This window comes from Plantibacter auratus (genome assembly GCF_050587365.1).
In the GTDB taxonomy this organism is placed as follows: domain Bacteria; phylum Actinomycetota; class Actinomycetes; order Actinomycetales; family Microbacteriaceae; genus Plantibacter; species Plantibacter auratus.
The window spans coordinates 569,918-591,852 of sequence record NZ_JBOBFV010000001.1 but is presented as its reverse complement, the minus strand read 5'-3'; the positions used below and the strand labels follow the sequence as shown (position 1 = coordinate 591,852).

Annotated in this window: 21 protein-coding genes; 16 read left to right on the top strand and 5 right to left on the bottom strand. The window is 68.9% G+C overall.

Annotated elements, in window-relative coordinates; all coding sequences use genetic code 11:
* The first annotated feature begins 105 nt into the window (after window positions 1–105).
* On the top strand, window positions 106–2,667 hold the full coding sequence (gene leuS, locus ACQ3HE_RS02710; protein ID WP_274499818.1) for a leucine--tRNA ligase: 2,562 nt from the start codon (window positions 106–108) through the stop codon (window positions 2,665–2,667).
* A gap of 153 nt (window positions 2,668–2,820) precedes the next feature.
* Entirely contained in the window at window positions 2,821–3,240 is a 420-nt protein-coding gene (locus ACQ3HE_RS02705; protein ID WP_430891237.1) for a hypothetical protein, read from the top strand.
* A gap of 65 nt (window positions 3,241–3,305) precedes the next feature.
* On the opposite strand, the gene ACQ3HE_RS02700 is transcribed toward ACQ3HE_RS02705, so the two are convergent.
* The 3 genes from ACQ3HE_RS02700 to ACQ3HE_RS02690 form a co-directional block, all read right to left on the bottom strand.
* Entirely contained in the window at window positions 3,306–3,872 is a 567-nt protein-coding gene (locus ACQ3HE_RS02700; protein ID WP_430891236.1) for an RNA polymerase sigma factor, read from the bottom strand.
* The gene (locus tag ACQ3HE_RS02695) at window positions 3,869–4,522 is read right to left on the bottom strand and encodes a hypothetical protein (RefSeq protein WP_430891234.1); all 654 of its coding nucleotides are present in this window, start codon (window positions 4,520–4,522) and stop codon (window positions 3,869–3,871) included. The genes ACQ3HE_RS02700 and ACQ3HE_RS02695 overlap by 4 nt, the downstream gene beginning before the upstream one ends.
* A gap of 91 nt (window positions 4,523–4,613) precedes the next feature.
* Window positions 4,614–5,030, bottom strand: a complete 417-nt coding sequence (locus ACQ3HE_RS02690; protein WP_430891232.1) for a hypothetical protein — start codon at window positions 5,028–5,030, stop codon at window positions 4,614–4,616.
* A gap of 196 nt (window positions 5,031–5,226) precedes the next feature.
* On the opposite strand from ACQ3HE_RS02690, the gene ACQ3HE_RS02685 reads away from it, so the two are divergent.
* The 3 genes from ACQ3HE_RS02685 (at window position 5,227) to holA (ending at window position 9,471) form a co-directional block, all read left to right on the top strand.
* Entirely contained in the window at window positions 5,227–5,928 is a 702-nt protein-coding gene (locus ACQ3HE_RS02685; RefSeq protein ID WP_430891230.1) for a ComEA family DNA-binding protein, read from the top strand.
* Between the two features lie 47 nt (window positions 5,929–5,975).
* Window positions 5,976–8,348, top strand: coding sequence for a ComEC/Rec2 family competence protein (locus tag ACQ3HE_RS02680; RefSeq protein ID WP_430891228.1), 2,373 nt, complete (start codon window positions 5,976–5,978; stop codon window positions 8,346–8,348).
* A gap of 67 nt (window positions 8,349–8,415) precedes the next feature.
* Window positions 8,416–9,471 carry a DNA polymerase III subunit delta gene (holA, locus tag ACQ3HE_RS02675; protein ID WP_071260815.1) on the top strand — a complete coding sequence of 352 codons (1,056 nt, stop codon included), beginning with the start codon at window positions 8,416–8,418 and terminating at the stop codon, window positions 9,469–9,471.
* Between the two features lie 233 nt (window positions 9,472–9,704).
* Here the strand turns inward: holA and rpsT are convergent, their stop codons facing one another.
* Window positions 9,705–9,965 (bottom strand): 30S ribosomal protein S20, encoded by a 261-nt coding sequence (gene rpsT / locus ACQ3HE_RS02670; RefSeq protein ID WP_064295571.1) that lies wholly within the window; start codon window positions 9,963–9,965, stop codon window positions 9,705–9,707.
* 219 nt (window positions 9,966–10,184) lie between these two features.
* On the opposite strand from rpsT, the gene lepA reads away from it, so the two are divergent.
* Genes lepA through hemW form a run of 3 tightly spaced genes read left to right on the top strand, consistent with a single transcriptional unit; the run spans window position 10,185 to window position 13,913 of the window.
* Complete coding sequence (lepA, locus tag ACQ3HE_RS02665) at window positions 10,185–12,035, top strand: translation elongation factor 4 (RefSeq protein WP_430891226.1); 1,851 nt, start codon at window positions 10,185–10,187, stop codon at window positions 12,033–12,035.
* The gene (locus ACQ3HE_RS02660) at window positions 12,032–12,676 is read left to right on the top strand and encodes a DUF1990 family protein (RefSeq protein WP_192005056.1); all 645 of its coding nucleotides are present in this window, start codon (window positions 12,032–12,034) and stop codon (window positions 12,674–12,676) included. The genes lepA and ACQ3HE_RS02660 overlap by 4 nt, the downstream gene beginning before the upstream one ends.
* A 10-nt stretch (window positions 12,677–12,686) precedes the next feature.
* Complete coding sequence (gene hemW / locus ACQ3HE_RS02655; RefSeq protein WP_079705747.1) at window positions 12,687–13,913, top strand: radical SAM family heme chaperone HemW; 1,227 nt, start codon at window positions 12,687–12,689, stop codon at window positions 13,911–13,913.
* A gap of 69 nt (window positions 13,914–13,982) precedes the next feature.
* Here the strand turns inward: hemW and ACQ3HE_RS02650 are convergent, their stop codons facing one another.
* Complete coding sequence (locus ACQ3HE_RS02650) at window positions 13,983–14,540, bottom strand: DUF4870 domain-containing protein (protein WP_234993956.1); 558 nt, start codon at window positions 14,538–14,540, stop codon at window positions 13,983–13,985.
* A 216-nt stretch (window positions 14,541–14,756) separates the two neighbouring features.
* Between ACQ3HE_RS02650 and hrcA the strand changes: the two genes are divergently transcribed.
* The 8 genes from hrcA (at window position 14,757) to era (ending at window position 21,861) form a co-directional block, all read left to right on the top strand.
* Entirely contained in the window at window positions 14,757–15,779 is a 1,023-nt protein-coding gene (gene hrcA, locus ACQ3HE_RS02645) for a heat-inducible transcriptional repressor HrcA (RefSeq protein WP_064293628.1), read from the top strand.
* Between the two features lie 54 nt (window positions 15,780–15,833).
* On the top strand, window positions 15,834–16,955 hold the full coding sequence (gene dnaJ, locus ACQ3HE_RS02640) for a molecular chaperone DnaJ (protein WP_064293629.1): 1,122 nt from the start codon (window positions 15,834–15,836) through the stop codon (window positions 16,953–16,955).
* A 1-nt stretch (window position 16,956) separates the two neighbouring features.
* Entirely contained in the window at window positions 16,957–17,694 is a 738-nt protein-coding gene (locus ACQ3HE_RS02635) for a 16S rRNA (uracil(1498)-N(3))-methyltransferase (protein WP_430891224.1), read from the top strand.
* 50 nt (window positions 17,695–17,744) lie between these two features.
* Entirely contained in the window at window positions 17,745–18,098 is a 354-nt protein-coding gene (locus tag ACQ3HE_RS02630) for an HIT domain-containing protein (protein ID WP_064293856.1), read from the top strand.
* A gap of 76 nt (window positions 18,099–18,174) precedes the next feature.
* A complete protein-coding gene (locus ACQ3HE_RS02625; RefSeq protein WP_228498304.1) occupies window positions 18,175–19,188 on the top strand; it encodes a PhoH family protein in 1,014 nt (337 codons plus the stop codon).
* Complete coding sequence (gene ybeY, locus ACQ3HE_RS02620; RefSeq protein ID WP_064293631.1) at window positions 19,185–19,652, top strand: rRNA maturation RNase YbeY; 468 nt, start codon at window positions 19,185–19,187, stop codon at window positions 19,650–19,652. Before ACQ3HE_RS02625 ends, ybeY begins: the two co-directional genes overlap by 4 nt.
* Window positions 19,652–20,956, top strand: a complete 1,305-nt coding sequence (locus ACQ3HE_RS02615; RefSeq protein ID WP_079705751.1) for a hemolysin family protein — start codon at window positions 19,652–19,654, stop codon at window positions 20,954–20,956. The genes ybeY and ACQ3HE_RS02615 overlap by 1 nt, the downstream gene beginning before the upstream one ends.
* Window positions 20,953–21,861 (top strand): GTPase Era, encoded by a 909-nt coding sequence (gene era / locus ACQ3HE_RS02610; RefSeq protein WP_079705752.1) that lies wholly within the window; start codon window positions 20,953–20,955, stop codon window positions 21,859–21,861. Before ACQ3HE_RS02615 ends, era begins: the two co-directional genes overlap by 4 nt.
* Window positions 21,862–21,935: the final 74 nt, after the last annotated feature.

Below are 21,935 nucleotides of genomic sequence, written 5' to 3'. Positions count from 1 at the left end.
GGACGGAGCGCCGTCGTGCGCTCCAGCCCGTCCATCCTGCGGCCGAGCGCCGTGCGAGCAGCCCACGGGCTTCCACCCCCAGCACCTGCAGTGATTGAGAGTGACGTGTCAGACGAGCGCAACACCGACGACCGCCGAGACGGCGAGCGGTACGACTTCCAGGCGATCCAGGAGAAGTGGCTTCCCGTCTGGGACGAGCTGAAGCCCTTCGCAGCAGGCGACCCTGCCGACAAACGTCCGCGCAAGTACGTGCTCGACATGTTCCCGTACCCCTCGGGCGACCTGCACATGGGTCACGCCGAGGCGTTCGGCTTCGGCGACATCGTCGCGCGGTACTGGCGTCACCAGGGTTTCAACGTCCTGCACCCGATCGGCTGGGACTCGTTCGGTCTCCCCGCCGAGAACGCCGCCATCCAGCGCGGCGTCGACCCGCGCGAGTGGACCTACGCGAACATCGCGCAGCAGAAGGCCAGCTTCCGCCAGTACGGTCCCTCGTTCGACTGGGACCGCGAGCTCCACACGAGCGACCCCGAGTACTACCGGTGGAACCAGTGGCTGTTCCTCCAGCTGTTCGAGAAGGGCCTCGCGTACCGTAAGGCGAGCCCCGTCAACTGGTGCCCGAACGACCAGACCGTGCTCGCGAACGAGCAGGTCGTCGACGGACACTGCGAGCGCTGCGGCGCCGAGGTGACGAAGAAGAAGCTCACCCAGTGGTACTTCCGCATCACCGACTACGCCGACCGCCTGATCGACGACCTCAACCAGCTCGAGGGCACCTGGCCGGCCAAGGTCCTCAGCATGCAGCGGAACTGGATCGGTCGATCCAACGGCGCGGACGTCTCGTTCTCCATCGAGGGTCGTGCCGAGCCGGTCTCCGTGTACACGACCCGCCCCGACACGCTGTACGGCGTGACGTTCATGGTCGTGGCGCCCGACTCGGAGCTCGCAGCCGAGCTCGTCGCCGACACCTCCGACGACGTCAAGGGGCGCTTCCAGGCCTACCTCGACAGCGTCAAGGGTGAGAGCGAGATCGCGCGGCTCGCGACCGACCGCCAGAAGACCGGCGTCTTCCTCGAGCGCTACGCGATCAACCCGCTGAGTGGCGAGCGCCTGCCGATCTGGGCGGCCGACTACGTCCTGGCCGACTACGGTCACGGGGCGATCATGGCGGTCCCCGCGCACGACCAGCGCGACCTCGACTTCGCGCGGGCGTTCGACCTGCCCGTGCGTGTCGTGGTGGACACCACCCAGCCCGTCACCGGTGCCATCCCGATCATCGTCGACGGTGAGCTGCCGGAGGACCTCCCGTCGATCGATCCCGCCAAGACGGGTGTCGCGCTGACGGGCGACGGTCGCCTGACGAACTCCGGCCCCTTCGACGGCCTGAGCAAGGCGAACGCGATCCCGAAGGTCACGGCTGCGCTCGCATCGAGCGGCCTCGGCGCGAAGACGAAGAACTACCGCCTCCGCGACTGGCTCATCTCGCGACAGCGCTACTGGGGCACGCCGATCCCGATCATCCACTGCGACGCCTGTGGTGAGGTGCCGGTCCCCGAGGACCAGCTCCCCGTGCGACTGCCGGACGCCGCGGGTCTCGACCTGCGTCCGAAGGGCATGAGCCCGCTCGCTGCGGCAGAGGACTGGATCAACGTGGACTGCCCGTCGTGCGGGAAGCCTGCGAAGCGCGACTCCGACACGATGGACACCTTCGTCGACAGCTCGTGGTACTTCCTCCGGTTCCTGAACCCGACCTCCGACGAGATCGCGTTCGACCCGAAGGAGGCCGACAAGTGGGCGCCGGTCGACCAGTACGTCGGCGGTGTCGAGCACGCGATCCTGCACCTGCTCTACTCGCGGTTCATCACGAAGGTCCTGTTCGACCTCGGCAAGGTCGGCTTCACCGAGCCCTTCAGCGCGCTCCTCAACCAGGGCATGGTCATCCTCGACGGTTCGAAGATGAGCAAGAGCAAGGGCAACCTGGTGGAGTTCGCCCAGGAGCTGCGGTCGTACGGCGCCGACGCCCTGCGCGTCACGATGGCGTTCGCCGGTCCTCCGGAGGACGACATCGACTGGGCGGACGTCTCGCCTGCCGGGTCGGCCAAGTTCCTGGCACGCGCCTGGCGGGTCGCGCACGACGTCACCAGCTCGCCCGACGTCGCCTGGAAGGACGGCGACGAGAAGCTGCGGAAGGTCACGCATCACTTCCTCGCGGAAGCTCCCGGGCTCATCGAGGCGGGCAAGTTCAACGTCGTCGTGGCACGGCTCATGGAGCTCGTCAACGCGACGCGGAAGGCGATCGACGCCGGGCCTGGCGCGGGCGACCCCGCCGTGCGCGAGTCCGCCGAGGTGACGGCCATGGCGCTCGACCTCTTCGCACCGTTCACCGCCGAGGACATGTGGGCCAAGCTCGGCTACCAGCCGTCGATCTCGCTGGTGCCGTGGCGGAAGGCCGACCGGTCGCTGTTGGTCGAGGACCAGGTGACCGCGGTGGTGCAGGTCGACGGCAAGGTCCGCGACCGGCTCGAGGTGTCGCCGAAGATCTCCGGCGAGGAACTCGAGCAGCTCGCACGCGCGAGTGCGGCGGTGCAGCGTTCCGTGGGCGACCGCGAGATCGTCAACGTCGTGGTGCGTGCCCCGCGCGTGGTGAGCATCGCCACGAAGGGCTGATGCGGTTCGGGGCGGGCCCTGCGGCCCGTCCCGAACACGCGCGTAGCGCTCGGGCACGATCATCCGAGTCGGACTCCGTGTCCCATCCGACGGCAGGGTGTTCTCGGATCGCGTCCCGCCCGGTTGCTTGTGCTTCCTCGGTAGCATGACCGGGTGCCCGCTCTCGCCCCATCAGTACGAACGCTCCGCGTCTTCCAGATCCTGTGGGTGATCGGCTTCCTGATCGGAACGACCACGCACACCGCGGATCTGATCCTCGGCGGGTTGGACGTCTACGGCGGCTTCCCGGCCGGCGTCCGGCTGTTCTGGGTGACGCTCACGGTCTTGGACCCCATCACCGCTGTGCTGATGATCCTTCGACGGCGCGCCGGCATCGTGCTCGGAATCACGGTGATCGTCGCCGACATCGCCGTGAACTGGACCGTCTTCGTTCTGCTCGGCGGACTCTCGTGGTTCGGCGTCATCAATCAGAGCCTGTTCGCGGTGCTCATCCTCGCCACGGCTCGCCCCTTGTGGATCTGGTTCGGGCGATCTTCGACACGAGAGCGGGCCGAGCCAGCCAGAGCGGCTTGATCGCCCTCAACGGATGGATCCGCTGCAGTCGGAGGTCGAGGGAATCGACAGGCAGACGTCCTCGATCAATGGTCGACAGGCGCGGCTGATTTCTCGAGCGGGACGCGAACGCGCACGTCCTGCTCTCCCGGATCCCGCAACAGCTGGCGGAGACGCAGACGCGCGCGCTGGTATCGGCCACGGGCAGTCGACTCACGCACACCGACGATGCTTGCTGCCTCGATGACCGTGAACCCGTCCCACAGCACGAGTTTGATCAGTTCTGCTTGGTTCCGAGGGAGCTCGGAGATCGCCGCCAGCACGGATTCGGTGGTGTCATCCGTCTGCGTCGGCTGGAGCGTTTCGAGGTGTTCGCCCAGACGAGCGGTGAGCGCGTCGCTGCGATTAGAGCTGCGGCGGGCATTCGACGCCACCCGGCGTGCGACTCCGAAGAGCCACATCCGCGCCTGTACGGGGTCCGCTGGCATGCGGTCGATGTGTCTCCATGCCGCGATGAAGGTCTCGCTCAGCGCATCGGCGGCGTCTGCCGGGGTCGCGACCCGTCGGCCGAGGAACGACAGCACATCGGCCGCGTTGTCCTGGTGAAGTGTCTCCAGTCGTTCCTGGCGGGCGCGACGTTTCGCGTCGGTCACTGCGCATCCTCCGCGGTCTCGCCACAGTCGCCGGCGACGTCGATCGAGGTCCCGGTTCGCAGGAAGCCAGCCTTCTCGAATGCATCGAAGATCTTCGTCGCCATCAGGTTTCCGGCTACGGATTCCGGGGTTGCAGCTGGTGGCGGTGTGGTTCCATTTGCCTCGGCGCTCGTTGTCAGTTCCGCGCGTCGAGCCTGTTCGATGGCGAGCGCTGCGTCGATGTCGGCTGTGGTGATCGAAGCGACGACCCTGTCCCAGTCGTATTCGGTCAGGAAGACGCGGGCTTCTTGCGTGCGGCGATCGGCCTCAGCCGTGCTGATGCTCCGGTATTCGGGGACCACTCGCGCAACGAGCTGACACACCGCGCCGTCCTCGCCGATGTCGAACGATCGTTGCACCGTGGCTTCAGGCGCCCATCCAACCCAGTCGAAGACCGCGGGGGCCGCCGCCGCAGCACTCACGCCGACCGTGATGAGTCCGGCAGTCAAACCCAGGATGCTGAGGTAGCGCTTGTATCGGGATCTCACACCGGAAGGTCGTGCTCGGAACGCAGCCTCGTGGGCCACGAGACGAGCGCACTCGGCGGCTTCCGCATCCTCTCCGAAAGCGCGCGGCGCGGATCGTTGTATCTGTGCGTCAAGATCATCCATGGAAACCCCCTCGAGTGAACACCGTCACTGATGACATGTCCGGCACCCCTCGAGTCTTAACGCGTGCGGCACGAACTGCGCGCGTTGACGTTCAGCTGCTCGGCCGCCACGATGAATCGCTCCAGTAGTCTCCGCGCACGACCCCGACATCGTTGCCGAACTCCTCCGCCGACACGGTGATCGGCCTCGGATCCCACAGGGTGCCGTCCATCCGGCCACGATCGACGAGATAGATCTCCTCGAAGGCCACTCGGTCGGCGCCCGCTGGGGGTCGCACGGTGAAGAGTGACCAGCACCCGCTGTTCGCGCATTCGCTGCGCGCGCTCAGCAGCGCGGTGCCTTCCGGGAACCGCATTGCCTCTGCAGACGGGACTCCGGCGCCATCGATTCGTTCGAAGTCCAGGATCATGAGCCGAAGCGGATACAGGTGCATGGAGACGTCCAGCACCAGCGCCGCGGCGATGAGGATCGCCGTCAGCCAAGCCTGTCGACGTGACTTCGCCTGCATGCTGCCCCCGTTTCACCGGCCCCCGCCGGAGACTCGACGGTAGCAGGGCTCTGCGCCGCGAGGTGGGGGCCGGGGCTGGACGTCAGGCCTCGATGCGCGTCTCAAACGCGCTCCACAGGGGCGGTCGCGGTGCGTTCGGTGCCCGTGGTGGCGGTGAGCGTGTGGTTCGGGGCGTCCGGGCTCGTAGCGTTCGAGGATGACCATCGAACCGGAACCCATGTCCCACCCGGTGCCGTCCAGTCGTTCGGCCACACGCCGCCTGCTGCGTGAGCTACCGCGCCCAGAGTTCCGTGCCGGGGCGGTCGTCGTGCTGGTGATCGTGGCCCTCGTCGTCGCCATCCTCGTCTCGTTGTTCACCTCAGGCGGGGCGGTCAGGACGATCGGTGGGGCGGAGCTGTCGGCGGATGCGAGCCCCGTTCCCGGCGCGACTCCCGGAGCGACCGCGCCCGCCGGCTCGGCGACGGGGGAGCTGTTCATCCATGTCCTCGGAGCGGTCGCGGCCCCTGGTGTCTACCGGCTGCCGGACGGATCACGTGCGTTCGACGCGGTAGCGTCCGCCGGCGGCCTCCTACCGGAAGCGGACACCAGTGCCGTGAACCTCGCACGGTTCGTGAACGACGGCGAGCAACTGTACGTCCCAGTGGTCGGCGAGGTGCCACCTGGCGGAGGCGCGAACGGGTCGGCTGCCGGGAGTCCCTCCGGCTCGCATCTCGTCAACGTGAACACGGCATCCGCGGCAGAACTCACCGCACTCCCGCGGATCGGAGAGGCCCTGGCCGCACGCATCGTCGCCTGGCGGGAGGCGAACGGACCGTTCGCCACCCTCGACGACCTGAGCGCGGTCGAAGGCATCGGCGCGAAGACCCTCGAGGGGCTTCGCGCGGCGGCGACGGTGTGACCGCAGACGCGGCCACCGGACCGACATCCCGGCGAGGTGAGAGCGCGATGCGGTTCCCGCGCCTGCTCATCCCGGCGGCGGTCTCCTGGGTCGGTGCGGCCGTCTGCAGCGCGGCTCCAACGCTGGCCTGGGGTGGGGTACTGGTCGCTTTCCTCGTCGCCTCCGCCTGCCTCGGGTGCAGCACGGTCGTCCGGCGTCGCCGTGCGGAGTATCGCCCGGGGGAGCGTCGGACAGGGTCTGTCGTCATCACGACACTCCTGCTGTGCGCGTGCGCCGCGGCGCTGTTCGGCATGGTCGCGGCCTCGATCGCCGCACGCGCGCCTGACCGGCAGCCGGAGGCGCTGCAAGCGCTCGGAAACGCTCCAGTGGATGCCGAGGTCGTGGTGACCGGCGACGCTGTGCCCACCGGTTCGGTCACGACGGGGTCCGGCATCCGCTTCGCTGCCGACCTCGTGACGGCCAGTGGAGACCACAGCATCCTGGAGCACCTCTCGGTCCCGGTCCTCGTGTTCGCGCCGGTGCCGGCGGATCGGGCGCCGAGGATCGGCGAGCGCTGGCGCGTCGACGGCTCGCTCCGATGGAACGCGCCGGGTGATGCGCGGGCAGCGCTGCTCTTCGCACGGGAGGAACCCGAGCTGCTGGGGGAGCCGCCGGCGATCCTCGACTGGTCGGCGTCGCTCCGTTCCGGCCTCGTCGGGCTCGCGTCCACCTTGCCCGGCCCGGGTGGGGAACTGCTGCCCGGCCTCGCGATCGGCGATGTGAGTCAGGTGAGTGACGCGGTCACGGAGTCGATGCAGCGCAGTTCACTCTCGCATCTGACGGCCGTGTCCGGAGCGAACTGTGCGGTCATCGTGTGGCTCGTCAGCACCGCGGTCGCGGCACTCGGCGGCGGGCGGAAGCTCAGGATCTCGTGTGCCCTGCTGTGCCTCGTCGCCTTCGTGGTCCTCGTGACGCCCCAACCGAGCGTGCAGCGGGCGGCTCTCATGGCTGCCTTCGTCCTGGTGATGGGCGGCTTCGGGCGGCCGATCAGGGGCCTCGCCGCGCTGTCGTTGGCGGTGGTCGTCCTCCTCGTCGCCGACCCTTGGCTGGCCGGGCAGTACGGGTTCGGGCTCTCGGTGCTCGCCACCAGTGGTCTGCTGCTCCTGAGCGGACCCCTCACGGACCTGCTGGGCAGGTGGCTGCCGCGAGGGATCGCGGCCCTCATCGCGATCCCGGCAGCCGCCCAGCTCGCCTGCCAGCCGATGCTCGTCCTCCTCGACCCCGCGATCCAGCTCGGCGGTGTCCCCGCGAACCTGCTCGCGGGCCCGGCCGCAGCGCCCGCGACCATGCTCGGGCTGCTCGCCTGCCTGCTGGTCCCGTTCGCACCACCACTCGCATGGCTCGTCGCGTGGCTCGGGTGGGTGCCGGCGACCTGGATCGCAGCGGTGGCCCGGTGGTTCGAGGGCGTCCCTGCTGCGCGGGTGCCGTGGCCGGAGGGGCCGCTGGGCGTCGTGCTCGTCACCGTGCCGACCGTCTTGATCGCCACGCTCCTGCTGTTCCGTCGGGACCTGCCCTCGAGGTGGTCGAGGACGATCGGGGTGGCGGTTGTCGTGGCGCTCGTGGCACTGTGCGGTCGGGCGGTCGGGGACGGACTCGGGCCGGCCCTGCACCGGCCGGGCGACTGGATCGTGGCCGCCTGCGACGTCGGTCAGGGAGACGCGGTCCTCCTGCGACAGGGCGGCGCCACCGCCCTGGTCGACGTCGGGCCTGACCCCGAACCGCTCCGCGCGTGCTTGGACGAACTCGGGGTGTCTCGCATCGAACTGCTCGTCCTCACCCATTACGACCTCGACCACGTCGGAGGCCTCGACGCGGTCGTCGGCAGGGTCGACGAGGTGCTGCTCGGGCCGGTCGACGACCCGGAGGACGAGCGCATCGCACGAGTGCTCCGAGCGGCCGGTGCGGAGGTGCGACAGGCCGGCGCCGGGGACCAGGGGGTGCTGGGGGTCCCGGAGAGCGCGGCACCGTGGCGCGTCCTGTGGCCGGACCCCGCGGCAGGTGGCGTCGAACCGGGGAACGACGCGAGCGTGGTGGTCCGGTTCGACCTCCTCGCCGCATCGGTGCTGCTGCTCGGCGACCTCGGTGAGGAAGCGCAGGACCGGCTGCTCGGACGGCACGCGCTCGGGGACGCGGTCGACATCGTCAAGGTGTCGCATCACGGTTCCGCCGATCAGAGTGACCGCCTGGCGCGCCGGGTCGGTGCGACCGTTGCGCTCGTCTCCGTCGGGGCCGACAACGGCTACGGGCATCCGACGCGCTCGGCGCTCGAGCTGTACGAGGCCACCGGGGCCGAGGTCCTCCGCACGGACGAGTCGGGGACCGTCGTCCTCGGCCCAGGCGACGGCGGCGGGTTCCGCGTGTGGTCGGAACGTGGCGGGTGAGCTGCCGTCCCCGACCCGGCTGGCGTCGGCGGTCGCCGGTAGACTCGGACGGTCGAGAGGAGCCGCTGTGGCTGCACCACGTTCCGCCGGTCGCGGCAAGGCCAAGACGGCGGCCAAGGCCTCGGCGGCGATCCCGCAGCTCGGCTGGTCCGAGATCCGCCCGGCGCCGATCGTGTTGGTGTCCGGCACGGAGTCCTTCCTCGCCGACCGGGCGATCCGTCGGCTGCGCGACTTCCTCGTCTCCGAAGACCCCTCGCTCGAGGTCAACGACGTCGCCGCCGATAGCTACGCCCCGGGCGAGCTGCTCACGGTCGCGAGCCCGTCGCTCTTCGGCGAGCCCCGGCTCGTCCGCGTCAGCCAGGTCGAGAAGTGTTCCGACCAGTTCCTCACCGAAGCCATCCGGTATCTCGAAGCACCGCCGGAGGGCGCCTACCTCGTGCTGCGGCACAACGGAGGCGTGCGCGGCAAGAAGCTGCTCGACGCCATCCGCTCAGGCACCGGTGGCGGTGTCGAGATCGTCTGCACCGAACTCAAGCGGGACAGCGACAAGGCCGACTTCGCCGCGGCGGAGTTCAAGACGGCGGGTCGTCGCATCACGCCCCAGGCGCTCCGTGCACTTGTCGGCGCCTTCTCCGACGACCTCGCCGAGCTCGCAGCCGCGTGCAGTCAGCTCATGGCCGACGCGTCCGAGGAGATCACCGAGCAGACGGTCAACAAGTACTACGGCGGTCGTCTCGAGACGAGCGCGTTCGACGTCGCCGACGCCGCGATCGCCGGACGACACGGGGAAGCGCTGCTCGCCCTGCGGCAGGCGCTCGACTCGGGTGCCGACCCCGTGCCGATCGTCGCCGCGTTCGCGATGAAGATCCGCACGATGGCCAAGGTGTCGTCGGCACGCGGCGGGTCCGGGCAGATCGCGCAGCAGTTCGGCCTCGCGCCGTGGCAGGTCGACCGCGCCCGTCGGGACCTGTCCGGCTGGACGGACGCCGGCATCGGCCGCGTGGTGCAGATGCTCGCCGAGACCGACGCCGGCGTGAAGGGCGCGAGCCGCGACCCGGTGTTCGCGCTCGAGCGGCTCGTCGGCGTCATCGCGGCACGCGGGGTCGATCTGTCGGAGCGGTAGCCCGCCGACTAGGCCGTGGTGGCGGGCGGGATGCCCTTCGACAAGCTCAGGGACCCGTTTGCGCTCAGGGACCCGTGTGCGCTCAGGGACCCGTGTGCGCTCAGGGACCTGTTTGCGCTCAGGGACCCCGTTTGCGCTCAGGGACCGCTGTGTACTCAGGGAACGGAATGCCCCGGGAACGCGAAAGGCCCCGCACGTTCCGAGGAACGCCGGGGCCTTGCAGCTGGTGTCGTTTAGAGCGCGTTGACCTGCTTGGCGATGGCCGACTTGCGGTTCGCTGCCTGGTTCTCGTGGATGACGCCCTTGCTCACGGCCTTGTCGAGCTTCTTCGAGGCGAGCTTGAGTGCGGACTCAGCCTGAGCCTTGTCGCCGGCGACGACGGCCTCACGGGTTGCGCGGATGGCGGTCTTCAGCTGGCTCTTGACGGCCTTGTTGCGCTCGTTGGCCTTCTTGTTGGTGCCGATGCGCTTGATCTGCGACTTGATGTTTGCCACGTTGGGTCAACTTTCGGTTCGAGGAAATGATGTTCGGTGCCGTCGGACGGAAGAGGGCGTCTTCAAGCGAGTTCTCGTGTGGTCTCAACTCACACGCAAGCCAACAGGCAACATTACCAGTCGGGCTGAGTTCTGGCAATCCAGGGTACCGCAGCACGGGTGCTCCCCGCCGTGGGACAATGAGGGTTGCCCGATTCCACCCCTGACCCCGAGGAACGCGTGAGCCCCCAAGCAGTGAAGGCCCTCGAGCCGGCATCGACCGACCCGGCGTTCATCCGGAACTTCTGCATCATCGCCCACATCGACCACGGCAAGTCGACCCTGGCGGACCGCATGTTGCAGATCACCGGCGTCGTCTCGGACCGCGACATGCGGGCGCAGTACCTCGACCGCATGGACATCGAGCGCGAGCGCGGCATCACCATCAAGAGCCAGGCCGTGCGCATGCCGTGGTCGCTCAACGGTGAGACCTTCGCGCTCAACATGATCGACACCCCCGGGCACGTCGACTTCACCTACGAGGTCTCGCGGTCGCTCGCCGCCTGCGAGGGCGCGATCCTCCTCGTCGACGCCGCACAGGGCATCGAGGCGCAGACACTCGCGAACCTCTACCTCGCCCTCGAGAACGACCTCGAGATCATCCCGGTGCTCAACAAGATCGACCTCCCGGCGGCCGACCCCGACAAGTACGCGAAGGAGCTCGCGAGCCTCATCGGCGGCAAGCCCGAAGACGTCCTGCGGGTGTCCGGCAAGACCGGTATGGGTGTCGAGGAACTCCTCGACCGCGTCGTGGGCCGCATCCCGAACCCCGTGGGCGACCCGGACGCACCCACGCGCGCCATGATCTTCGACTCCGTCTACGACACCTACCGTGGCGTCGTCACCTACGTCCGCATGATCGACGGCCAGCTGAGTCCGCGCGAGCGCATCCAGATGATGTCGACGCGCGCGGTGCACGACCTCCTCGAGATCGGCGTCAGCTCGCCGGAGCCGACGCCCACGAAGGGCCTCGGTGTCGGTGAGGTCGGCTACCTCATCACGGGCGTGAAGGACGTCCGGCAGTCGAAGGTCGGCGACACCGTCACGACCGCGGTGAAGCCGGCGACCGACGCCCTCCCGGGCTACACCGACCCGAAGCCGATGGTCTTCTCCGGTCTGTACCCGATCGACGGCAGCGACTACCCGATCCTCCGCGACGCGCTCGACAAGCTGAAGCTCTCCGACGCCTCGCTCAACTACGAGCCGGAGACCTCCGTCGCCCTCGGATTCGGCTTCCGCGTCGGCTTCCTCGGCCTGCTCCACCTCGAGATCGTGACCGAGCGGTTGCAGCGCGAGTTCGACCTCGACCTCATCGCCACCGCGCCGTCGGTCACCTACGAGGTGAAGACGGAGGACAAGCAGGTCGTCACCGTCACGAACCCCAGCGAGTTCCCCTCCGGCAAGATCCTCGAGGTGTCGGAGCCGATGGTCAAGGTGGGCATCCTCGCCCCCAAGGACTACGTGGGCACCATCATGGAGCTCTGCCAGAGCCGTCGAGGTGCGCTGCTCGGCATGGAGTACCTCGGCGAGGACCGCGTCGAGCTGCGGTACACGATGCCGCTCGGCGAGATCGTCTTCGACTTCTTCGACCACCTGAAGAGCCGCACGCAGGGGTACGCGTCGCTCGACTACGAGCCCTCCGGTCAGCAGGCCGCCGATCTCGTGAAGGTCGACATCCTGCTGCAGGGCGACCAGGTCGACGCGTTCAGCGCCATCGTCCACCGCGACAAGGCGTACGCCTACGGCGTGCTCATGACCGAGCGCCTGAAGAAGCTCATTCCGCGCCAGCAGTTCGAGGTGCCGATCCAGGCCGCCATCGGTGCGCGGATTATCGCCCGCGAGTCGGTCCGTGCCATGCGCAAGGACGTCCTGGCCAAGTGCTACGGCGGTGACATCACCCGCAAGCGCAAGCTCCTCGAGAAGCAGAAGGAGGGCAAGAAGCGGATGAAGATGGTCGGCAAGGTCGAGGTGCCTCAGGAAGCGTTCATCGCAGCGCTTTCAGGGGACGTGGAGACGAAGGACAAGAAGTGAACGCACGACGCAGTTCGTTCGAGGACGAGGCGGTCGACTACGCGGCCGTCGGTGCCACCCAGCGGACCGACCTCCTGCAGTACCCGCCGGAGGGTTACGTGCCGTCGGAGGACGAGTTCCGCCTCGGGAGCGGCGAGGAGCGGTTCGCCCTCGCGAGCAGCGCCCTCCTCACCTGGGGGCTGCACCGCTCGAGTGGCGTGGAGATCTCCGAGGTGCACCCCGGCACGGGCGTGCAGTACGGCGGCATCGCCTTCGCCGAGGACGGTACGCCGCTGGAACCCATCGAGACGCACGAGGAGCAACGCTTCGCCGAGGACGGCACGCCGTTCATCACGCCGGGCACGACGGTCGTCTTCGCCGGCACCGTCGGCGGGGAACCGCTCGTCGGGCCGCATCGCGTCATCTCCGTCACCGAGGAGCCGGGTCACGTGAGCCTGGCCATCGGCACGATGGAGGGCGATCCGGAGAGCGGCGAGCAGTCCTTCACGATCGAGCAGCGCGAGGACGACTCCGTCTGGATCGTCGTGCGCTCGTTCTTCCGCCCGACGAAGGGTGCCGCGAAGCTCGTCGGCTCCAAGCGCCGCCGCAAGACCATGAACGACGCCTACCTCCGCGCACTCCTGCCGTCGCGCGGCGTCTGAGCGACGGACCGTGCCGAGCGCCCTCCCACTCGCCGATCCGGCCCCGTCCGACGGACTCCTCCCGGAGACGGCGGCCGTCGGTGCCCACGAACGCAACTTCGGGGTCTACCTGCACGTCCCGTTCTGCCGGGTCCGATGCGGCTACTGCGACTTCAACACCTACACGGCGACCGAGCTCCGCGGCGCGAAGCAGTCTGACTACGCCGACGAGGCGGTCGCGGAACTCCGCTTCGGCAAGTCCGTCCTGGCGTCATCGACCGTCCCCGACCGTCCGGTCTCGACCGTGTTCTTCGGTGGCGGGACGCCGACCCTCCTCCCCGCTGACGACCTGGTCCGCATGCTCCGAGGCGTGACGGACAACTTCGACCTCGCTCCCGGCGCTGAAGTGACGACCGAGGCCAACCCCGACTCCGTCGACGCCACCTACCTCCGCACGCTCGCCGAAGCCGGATTCACCCGGGTGTCCTTCGGGATGCAGTCCGCCGTGCCGAGCGTGCTCGCCACCCTCGAGCGCACGCACGATCCGGCTCGGGTGCCGCTCGTCGTGCAGTGGGCTCGCGAGGCCGGCCTCGGCGTCAGCCTGGACCTCATCTACGGGACGCCGGGGGAGACCCTGGCAGACTGGCGCGTCTCACTCGAGACGGCGATCGCCTGCGCTCCGGACCACGTGTCGGCTTATTCGCTCATCGTCGAACCAGGGACGAAACTGGCGCGCCAGATCCGCTCGGGCGTGGTGGGGACCCCCGACGAAGACCTGCAGGCCGATATGTACGAGCTCGCCGACGATCTCCTCACCGAGGCCGGCTACGGCTGGTACGAGGTCAGCAACTGGGCGACGGACGACACGCACCGCTCCCGGCACAACCTCTCCTACTGGACCGGCGAGGACTGGTGGGGTGTCGGCCCGGGCTCGCACAGTCACGTCGGCGGGGTGCGCTGGTGGAACGTCAAGCACCCGGCGGCGTACGCCCAGCGGATCGCGGCGGGGGAGTCGCCGGCCGCCGGCCGGGAGACCCTGGACGACGAGACGCGGGAACTCGAACGCATCCTGCTGCTCACCCGCACGCGGGACGGCATCCCGATCCGGACGCTCGCCCCCGAGGCTCGCACGGCCGTCGCCGGGCTCATCGCCGAGGAGCTGGTCGACGCACGGCAGGCCCTGCTCGGACGGCTGGAGCTCACGCGCCGCGGACGGCTCCTCGCCGACGCGGTCGTCCGCCGTCTGGTCGGCGACTGACCCTGCCCGAGGCGCAGAACAGCCCCGCCCGGCGGACCGGACGGGGCTGTTCTCGTGCGACTCGACGGATCAGGCCTTGATGAACTGGATCGTGAGCGGGTAGCTGTACAGCTCGCCCTTGTTCGCCTTGATCGCGGCGATGATGCTGAACACGATCACCACGACGTAGACGGCGATGATGATGAACAGACCCACGACGACGATCGTCAGGATCGAGCCGACCACGAGCGCGATCAGCATCGTCAGCTGGAAGTTCAGCGCGGTGAGCGTGTGCGCCTTGATGAACGGGCCGCGGTCCTTGAGGACCAGGTAGCCGATCAGCGGGGGGATGAATCCGAAGAAGATCCCACCGATGTGGATGAGCGTCGACCAGAGCTTCTCGTCCGACGGGCTCATGGGCTGAGCGGCGGCGTACGGCTGCTGGTACTGCGGGGCGCCTGCGGGCGGCGGCGGGTAGGAGCCTGCAGCGGGCGGCGGCGGCGCGTAGCCACCGGCGGGCGGGGGCGGGTAGGCGCCTGCGGGCGGCTGCTGCGGAGCTGCGGGAGGGGGCGTTGCGCCGTCTCCTGCAGGCGGAACCGACCCGCCCTTCGCTGGGTCGACGGGCGGCTGAGCGTTCGGATCGGACATCTTCGCACCTTTCACGGAGAGTGATATTCAATTGGTCCAGCTGAGCGTATCGCACCAGGTGTTGCTCATCAGGGACCCACGCCTGCGGCCAACGGTATTCCCGCGGCACGGGGCCGCGCAAGGGACGGCCGCGCGGAGGCCACGATATGATTGGCAGTCAGGGTCTTCGAGTGCTGATGGTCGGCGCTCCGAGGTGGATGACGGGAGGAGATCGAGATGGTGTCGGATCGCGGTCTCGAAGTGCTCCGCGTCATCGTGCAGGACTACGTCGCCTCGCGCGAGCCCGTCGGTTCCAAGACGATCGTCGACCGCCACTCCTTCGGGGTCTCCGCAGCCACCATCCGCAACGACATGGCGCAGCTCGAGGACGAAGAGCTCATCGCCGCTCCCCACACCTCATCCGGCCGGGTGCCCACCGACAAGGGTTACCGGATGTTCGTCGACCACCTGGCCGACCGCCGTCCGCTGAACAACGCCCAACGGACGGCGATCGAGACCTTCCTCGGCGCGTCCGGCGACCTCGACGAGGTCCTGCACCGCACGGTGCGGCTGCTGTCGCAGCTGACGAACCAGGTCGCGCTCGTCCAGTACCCGATGTTCTCCCGGGCACGCGTCCGGCATCTCGAGTTGGTGAGCGTCACCCCGAACCGAGTGCTCGCGGTCATCATCCTCGACAACGGCCGCGTCGAGCAGCGGCTCATCGAGACGGAGAGCCCGGTCGACGACGACCTCATCTCGCGGCTCCGCTCGCTGTGCAACGAGGCGGTCGCGGGCCGTCCACTCCTCGACGCCCACGACGCGATCGGCGACGTCCCAGCCGACATCGCCGACCTCGATCGCGCGGCGGCCGTCCGCATCGTCGACGCGGTGCGCGAGCAACTCTCGGCGCAGCGCCAGGACCGCCTCGTCATGGCCGGCGCCGCCAACCTCGCCCGCACCGAGGACGACTTCCCCGGCAGCATCTATCCGGTCCTGGACGCCATCGAGCAGCAGGTCGTGCTGCTCCGGCTCTTCGGCGAGATGGAGTCCGAGCGCGACGGCGTGGTCGCCAGCATCGGGCGGGAGAACGCGTCGTTCGGCCTCGAGACCACGAGTGTCCTCGCCGGGAACTACCGTTCCTCTGGTGGCGAAATCGCCCGGCTCGGCGTCCTCGGCCCCACGAGAATGGACTACGCGAGCAACATGGCTGCGGTCCGCGCCGTCGCCAGGTACCTCTCGCGCATCCTCGACGCCGAGTGACGCATCCTCGTCGCGTCCCCCAACACCTTCCGCACCTCGAACGAAAGGCCCTCAGTGGCTGACTACCCCGACCACTACGCAGCACTCGGTGTCGCCAAGGAGGCGACGCCCGAAGAGATCAAGAAGGCGTACCGCCGCCTCGCACGCGAACTGCACCCCGACGTGAACCCGGGTTCCGACGCCTCGGAACGGTTCAAGGAGGTCACGCACGCCTACGACGTGCTGAGCGACCCCAAGCAGCGCCAGCAGTACGACCTCGGTCCGCAGGCTGGTGGGTTCGGTGGCGGCGACGCCGGGTTCGGCGGCTTCGGCGACATCTTCGACACCTTCTTCGGCGGTGGCGGCCAGCAGCGCGGACCCAAGTCCCGTCGCGCACGCGGGGAGGACGCCCTGTTGCGCGTCGAGCTCGACCTCGACGAGGTCATCTTCGGCACCCACCGCGACCTCGAGGTCGACACCGCCGTGCTCTGCAGCACCTGCAACGGCTCCTGCTGCCAGCCCGGCACCTCACCGGTGACCTGCGACATCTGTCACGGCACCGGCTCCATCCAGCGGGCCGTCCGCTCGCTGCTCGGCAACGTCATGACGTCGGCGCCCTGCGGCACCTGCCGCGGCTACGGCACGATCATCGCGACCCCGTGCGTCACCTGCCAGGGTCAGGGTCGGCTCCGTGCCCGCCGCACCGTCTCGGTCGACATCCCGGCCGGCGTCGACACCGGTCTGCGTCTGCAGATGCCGGGGAGCGGCGAGGTCGGCCCGGCCGGCGGCCCGAACGGCGACCTCTACCTCGAGATGAAGGTCAAGCACCACGACGTCTTCAGCCGCGACGGCGACGACCTGTTGTGCACGCTCGAAGTCCCGATGACCGACGCCATCCTCGGCCGCCAGGTCACCGTCCACGCGCTCGACGGCGACGTCGAGGTCGAGCTGCGGCCGGGCGTGCAGAGCTCTGAGGTCATCACGGTCAAGGACCGCGGTGTCACCCGTCTCCGCGGGAACAGCCGGGGCGACCTCAAGATCGGCGTCCAGGTCGTCACGCCGACGAAGCTCGACCACCGCGAACGCGAGCTGATCAAGAGCTTCGCCTCAGGACGACGCCAGGGTGCTCCGGCGCTCGCGCAGTTCCAGCAGGGCCTGTTCGCGAAGATCCGCGACCGCTTCCACGGCGTCGGTTGAGATGAGTTCGCTGTACCTCCGTGAGGATCTCGAATCGACCGGTGTCGGCGACTCGGTGACCCTCCGCGGGCCCGAGGCGAAGCACGCCGTCGCCGTGAGTCGGCTGCGGGTCGGCGAGACGACGTCGATCGGCAACGGCCGGGGCCTGATCGCGACCGGACCGGTCGTGCGCAGCGAGCAGGGGGAGTTGGAGATCCGCGTCGAATCGGTCGTGGTGCATCCGGAGAACCGTCCCGGGCTCGTCCTCGTGCAGGCGCTGGCCAAGGGTGATCGCGACGAACTCGCCATCCAGGCGGCGACCGAGCTGGGTGTCGACCGGATCGTCCCGTGGGGCGCCGAGCGCAGCATCTCGAGATGGCAGGGCGACAAAGCGGTCAAGGGCCGTGCGCGCTGGCAGCTCATCGTGCGGGAGGCGTCGAAGCAGTCGATCCGCGCACGGGTCCCCGAGGTGGCCGAGGTCGTCGACACCCGCGGACTCGCGTCGATCGTCGCCGGCCGGACCGTCATCGTGCTCGAACCCAGCGCGGCACTCGCTCTCTCGGAGCTCGACCCGTCGGCCCTGCTCGCCGAGGAACTCGTGCTCGTCGTCGGTCCGGAGGGCGGCATCTCGCCGGCGGAGCGCGAACGGCTCGAAGCGGCCGGCGCCGTCGAGGTCCGGATCGGCTCGGGCGTCCTGCGCACCTCGACGGCAGGACCGGCGGCGATCGCCGCGCTCAACGTGCTGCTCGGTCGGTGGTGACGATCCACCAGCCCGCGCATGAGGCCGCCACGAACCTTAGACTGGTGGACATGAGTGAAGCACCGTCGGTATTCAGCCGCATCGTGTCGGGGGAGATCCCGACGACCCTCCTCGCCGAGACCGATCGGGTGATCGCGTTCGCCGACATCGCACCGCAGGCGCCCGTGCACCTCCTCGTCGTCCCGAAGACCGCCGAGTACCGCGACGTCGTGGAGTTGGCCGCTGGCGACCCCTCCTTGCTCGCTGAGATGGTCGAGGTGGCGTCGTCGCTTGCGAAGGAGCACACGGGTGGCGAGTTCCGACTCGTCTTCAACACCGGCGAGTCCGCCGGGCAGACGGTCTTCCACGTGCACGCGCATGTCCTCGGCGGTTCCCTGCAGGAGGGCACCCTTGGCGGAGCCTGAGTCCTCGAACCCAGACCGACCCGCCGCTGCGCGGACGGAGGAGGTCGAGCACGTCCTCCTGGTGGACGGGCTCGCCATGGTCCGTCTCCTCGGCCCACAGGACCGCCTCCTGACGACCGTCGAGCGCGAACACCCCGGTGTCTCGGTGCACGTGCGCGGCAATGAGATCACCATCACCGGCCCGGCGCCGCAGGCCGACGCCGCCAGACGACTCGTAGAGGAACTCATCACCATGGTCCGAGAAGGACACGACCCGGGGCCGGCGGAGGTCAGCACCTCCGCCCGCATGCTCGGGCAGGACGGCTCGGCCTCCCCGTCGGAGGTGCTCGGGCAGGTCATCCTCACCTCGCGTGGGAAGACGATCAAGGCGAAGACCGTCGGGCAGCGGGCGTACGTCGACGCGATCGACGAGAACACGATCGTGTTCGGCATCGGCCCGGCCGGTACCGGCAAGACCTACCTCGCGATGGCGAAGGCCGTGCAGGCCTTGCAGCGCAAGGAGGTCAACCGGATCATCCTGACGCGCCCGGCCGTCGAGGCCGGTGAGCGACTCGGGTACCTCCCGGGCACGCTGACGGACAAGATCGACCCGTACCTGCGTCCGCTCTACGACGCGCTCAACGAGATGATGGACCCGGAGATCGTCCCGAAGCTGCTCGCGGCCGGCACGATCGAGGTCGCACCGCTCGCCTACATGCGTGGCCGGACCCTCAACGACTCGTTCATCGTCCTCGACGAGGCGCAGAACACCACGCCCGAGCAGATGAAGATGTTCCTCACTCGGCTCGGGTTCGGGTCCAAGATCGTCGTGACCGGCGACGTCACGCAGATCGACCTGCCGACCGGTGCGTCCGGTCTGCGACTCGTCACCCGCGTGCTCAAGGACGTCGACGACATCCACTTCGCCCACCTCACGAGCGAGGACGTCGTCCGCCACACCCTCGTCGGTCGGATCGTCGACGCCTACGGCGAGTACGACGCCGTCCGACAGGCGCAGCGGTTCGAGCGCGAGCAGGCCGCCGAGTTCGCCAACCGTGCCGAGCGTCGCGGCGCAGCCAGAGACCACCAGCCGAAGCGAGGACGCTCATGACCATCGAGATCAACAACGAGTCAGGCGTCGCCGTCGACGAATCGCGCATCCTCGCCCTGGCGTCGTTCGCGCTCGACGCGATGCACGTGAGCCCTGATGCCGAGCTCGCCATCGTCCTGGTCGACGAGGGCGCCATGGAGCAGTTGCACGTCCAGTGGATGGACGAGCCCGGACCGACGGACGTCCTGAGCTTCCCCATGGACGAGCTCCGTCCCGGCACCGAGGAGAACCCGACGCCGCCCGGGCTGCTCGGCGACATCGTGCTCTGCCCGCAGGTCGCCGAGACGCAGGCGGCCGCCGCGAAGCACTCGACGATGGACGAACTCCAGCTCCTCACCTGCCACGGTGTGCTCCACCTGCTCGGGTACGACCACGCGGAGCCCGATGAGGAGAAGGAGATGTTCGGCATCCAGCGGGACATCCTCCTCGCCTTCGCGCTCCAGGAGAGACGACGCAGCAGCTGATGTCCCTCGTCGCCGTCTTCGTCATCGTCGCGTTCCTGCTCGTCGCGTTCGCGGGTCTGATGGCCGCAGCCGACGCCGCGATCGGCGTCCAGTCGGGTGCGGACATCCTCGACCTCGCAGAGGGCGCCCGCTCGGGATCCGCGCTCCGCGCCATCGCAGCCGATCCGGGTGCGCACGTCAACGCGATCAACTTCATCCGGATCCTGGCCGAGACCACGGCCGCCGTCCTCGTCACCCTCGCGCTGGCCTCGTCGATCGACGAGTTGTGGCTCGTCCTCGTCCTCGCGGTCGTCATCATGACCGGCACCTCGTTCGTGCTCGTCGGTGCGAGCCCGCGAGGCGTCGGACGGACCCACGCGAGTGGAGTGCTGCGCTTCAGTGCCCCCGCCATCCGTGCCGCACGCGTGGTCCTCGGCCCGGTCGCGAACGTCCTCGTCTCCCTGGGCAACCGGGTGACCCCGGGGCTGCCCCGTTCGGTCTCCTTCACCTCGGAGGAGCAACTGCTGAGCATGGTCGACGAGGCGGCCGCGCACTCGGTCCTCGAAGAGGACGACCGCGAGCTCATCCACTCGATCTTCGAGTTCAACGAGACGCTCGTCCGCGAGGTGATGATCCCGCGCACCGACCTCGTGAGTCTGCAGCGCGATCTCAGCGTCCGCGAGGCGCTCGAGGTGTTCCTGGAGACGGGGATCTCGCGGGCGCCCGTCAGCGACGGCGACATCGACGACCTGGTCGGCATCCTGTACCTGAAGGACCTGGTGCGAGCGATGTTCGGTGGTGACGGCGTCACCGAGGTGGGCTCGATCGAGCCGCTCCTGCGGCCGGCGAGCTTCGTCCCCGAGTCCAAGAAGGCCGATTCGCTCCTGCAGCAGATGCAGAAGGAGTCCAACCACATCGCGATGGTCGTCGACGAATACGGCGGCATCTCGGGTCTCGTCACCCTCGAGGACCTCATCGAGGAACTCGTCGGCGACATCTCCGACGAGTACGACACCGACACCCCCGAGATCACCGACCTGCACGACGGACGGTTCCGGGTCGACGCCCGCCTGCCGGTCGACGAGCTGGGGGAGTTGTTCGGCCTCGAACTCGACGACGACGACGTCGACTCCGTCGGCGGCCTCCTGGCGAAGGCCCTCGGTCGGCTGCCCGTCGTCGGATCGACGGTGTCGACCAACGGCCTCGAACTCACCGCCGAGCGCGTCGAGGGGCGGCGGGGACGCATCCTCACCGTCATCGCCCAGCGCGACGACCAGCTGCAGGACGCCCAGCAGGCGTCCAACGACCACCGGGAGCACCCATGAACGACACCACCCCTCCGTCCGACTTCCGAGCGGGGTTCGTGTCCTTCGTCGGGCGTCCGAACGTCGGCAAGTCCACGCTGACCAACGCCCTCGTCGGTGAGAAGGTCGCGATCACGAGCTCGAAGCCGCAGACCACGCGTCGCGCGATCCGCGGAGTCGTGCATCGCGACCACGGCCAACTCATCGTCGTCGACACCCCCGGCATCCACCGGCCGCGCACCCTGCTCGGCCAGCGGCTGAACGATCTCGTGCAGTCAACCCTCTCCGACGTCGACGTCATCGGGTTCTGCATCCCCGCCAACGAGAAGCTCGGGCCCGGCGACCGCTTCATCAACGAGTCGCTCGACGGCTTCCCGCGCGCCAAGAAGGTGGCGATCGTCACGAAGACCGACACCGCCAGCCGGACGACGATCGCCGAGCAGCTGCTCGCGATCTCGGAGCTCCGGGACTGGGACGCCGTCATCCCGCTGTCCGCGGTGACCGACGACCAGCTCGACATCCTCGTCACCGAGGTGACGAAGCTCATGCCGCTCTCGGAACGCCTCTACCCGGCCGAGGCCACCACGGACGAGACGGTCGTCGACCGCGTGTCGGAGCTCATCCGTGAAGCCGCACTCGAGGGCGTGCAGGACGAGCTGCCCCACTCGCTCGCCGTGACCATCGATGACATGATCCCGCGCGAGGGGACCGACCTGCTCGACATCTACGCGAACGTGTTCGTGGAGCGCGACAGCCAGAAGGCGATCATCATCGGGAAGGGCGGCTCCAGGCTCCGCGACGTCGGGGCCCGGGCCCGCGCCGGGATCGAGCCACTCGTCGGATCGAGGGTCTTCCTCTCCATCCGCGTCAAGGTCGCGAAGGATTGGCAGCGCGACCCGAAACTGCTCGGTCGCCTGGGATTCTGACCCGGATGCGGTCGACCGTCGGCGCTGTGGGCCCGTGCGGATCCGCGCGGGTGGTCTCCGTTACCTGAACGTGA

Excerpts from the sequence above, each read along its gene's own strand:
- ACQ3HE_RS02695 (WP_430891234.1), bottom strand. The coding sequence starts at position 4,522 with ATGGATGATCTTGACGCACAGATACAACGATCCGCGCCGCGCGCTTTC.
- ACQ3HE_RS02690 (WP_430891232.1), bottom strand. The coding sequence starts at position 5,030 with ATGCAGGCGAAGTCACGTCGACAGGCTTGGCTGACGGCGATCCTCATC.
- ACQ3HE_RS02685 (WP_430891230.1), top strand. The coding sequence starts at position 5,227 with ATGACCATCGAACCGGAACCCATGTCCCACCCGGTGCCGTCCAGTCGT.
- ACQ3HE_RS02680 (WP_430891228.1), top strand. The coding sequence starts at position 5,976 with ATGCGGTTCCCGCGCCTGCTCATCCCGGCGGCGGTCTCCTGGGTCGGT.
- ACQ3HE_RS02650 (WP_234993956.1), bottom strand. The coding sequence starts at position 14,540 with ATGTCCGATCCGAACGCTCAGCCGCCCGTCGACCCAGCGAAGGGCGGG.
- hrcA (WP_064293628.1), top strand. The coding sequence starts at position 14,757 with ATGGTGTCGGATCGCGGTCTCGAAGTGCTCCGCGTCATCGTGCAGGAC.
- ACQ3HE_RS02635 (WP_430891224.1), top strand. The coding sequence starts at position 16,957 with ATGAGTTCGCTGTACCTCCGTGAGGATCTCGAATCGACCGGTGTCGGC.
- ACQ3HE_RS02630 (WP_064293856.1), top strand. The coding sequence starts at position 17,745 with ATGAGTGAAGCACCGTCGGTATTCAGCCGCATCGTGTCGGGGGAGATC.
- ACQ3HE_RS02625 (WP_228498304.1), top strand. The coding sequence starts at position 18,175 with ATGGTCCGTCTCCTCGGCCCACAGGACCGCCTCCTGACGACCGTCGAG.
- ybeY (WP_064293631.1), top strand. The coding sequence starts at position 19,185 with ATGACCATCGAGATCAACAACGAGTCAGGCGTCGCCGTCGACGAATCG.
- ACQ3HE_RS02615 (WP_079705751.1), top strand. The coding sequence starts at position 19,652 with ATGTCCCTCGTCGCCGTCTTCGTCATCGTCGCGTTCCTGCTCGTCGCG.
- era (WP_079705752.1), top strand. The coding sequence starts at position 20,953 with ATGAACGACACCACCCCTCCGTCCGACTTCCGAGCGGGGTTCGTGTCC.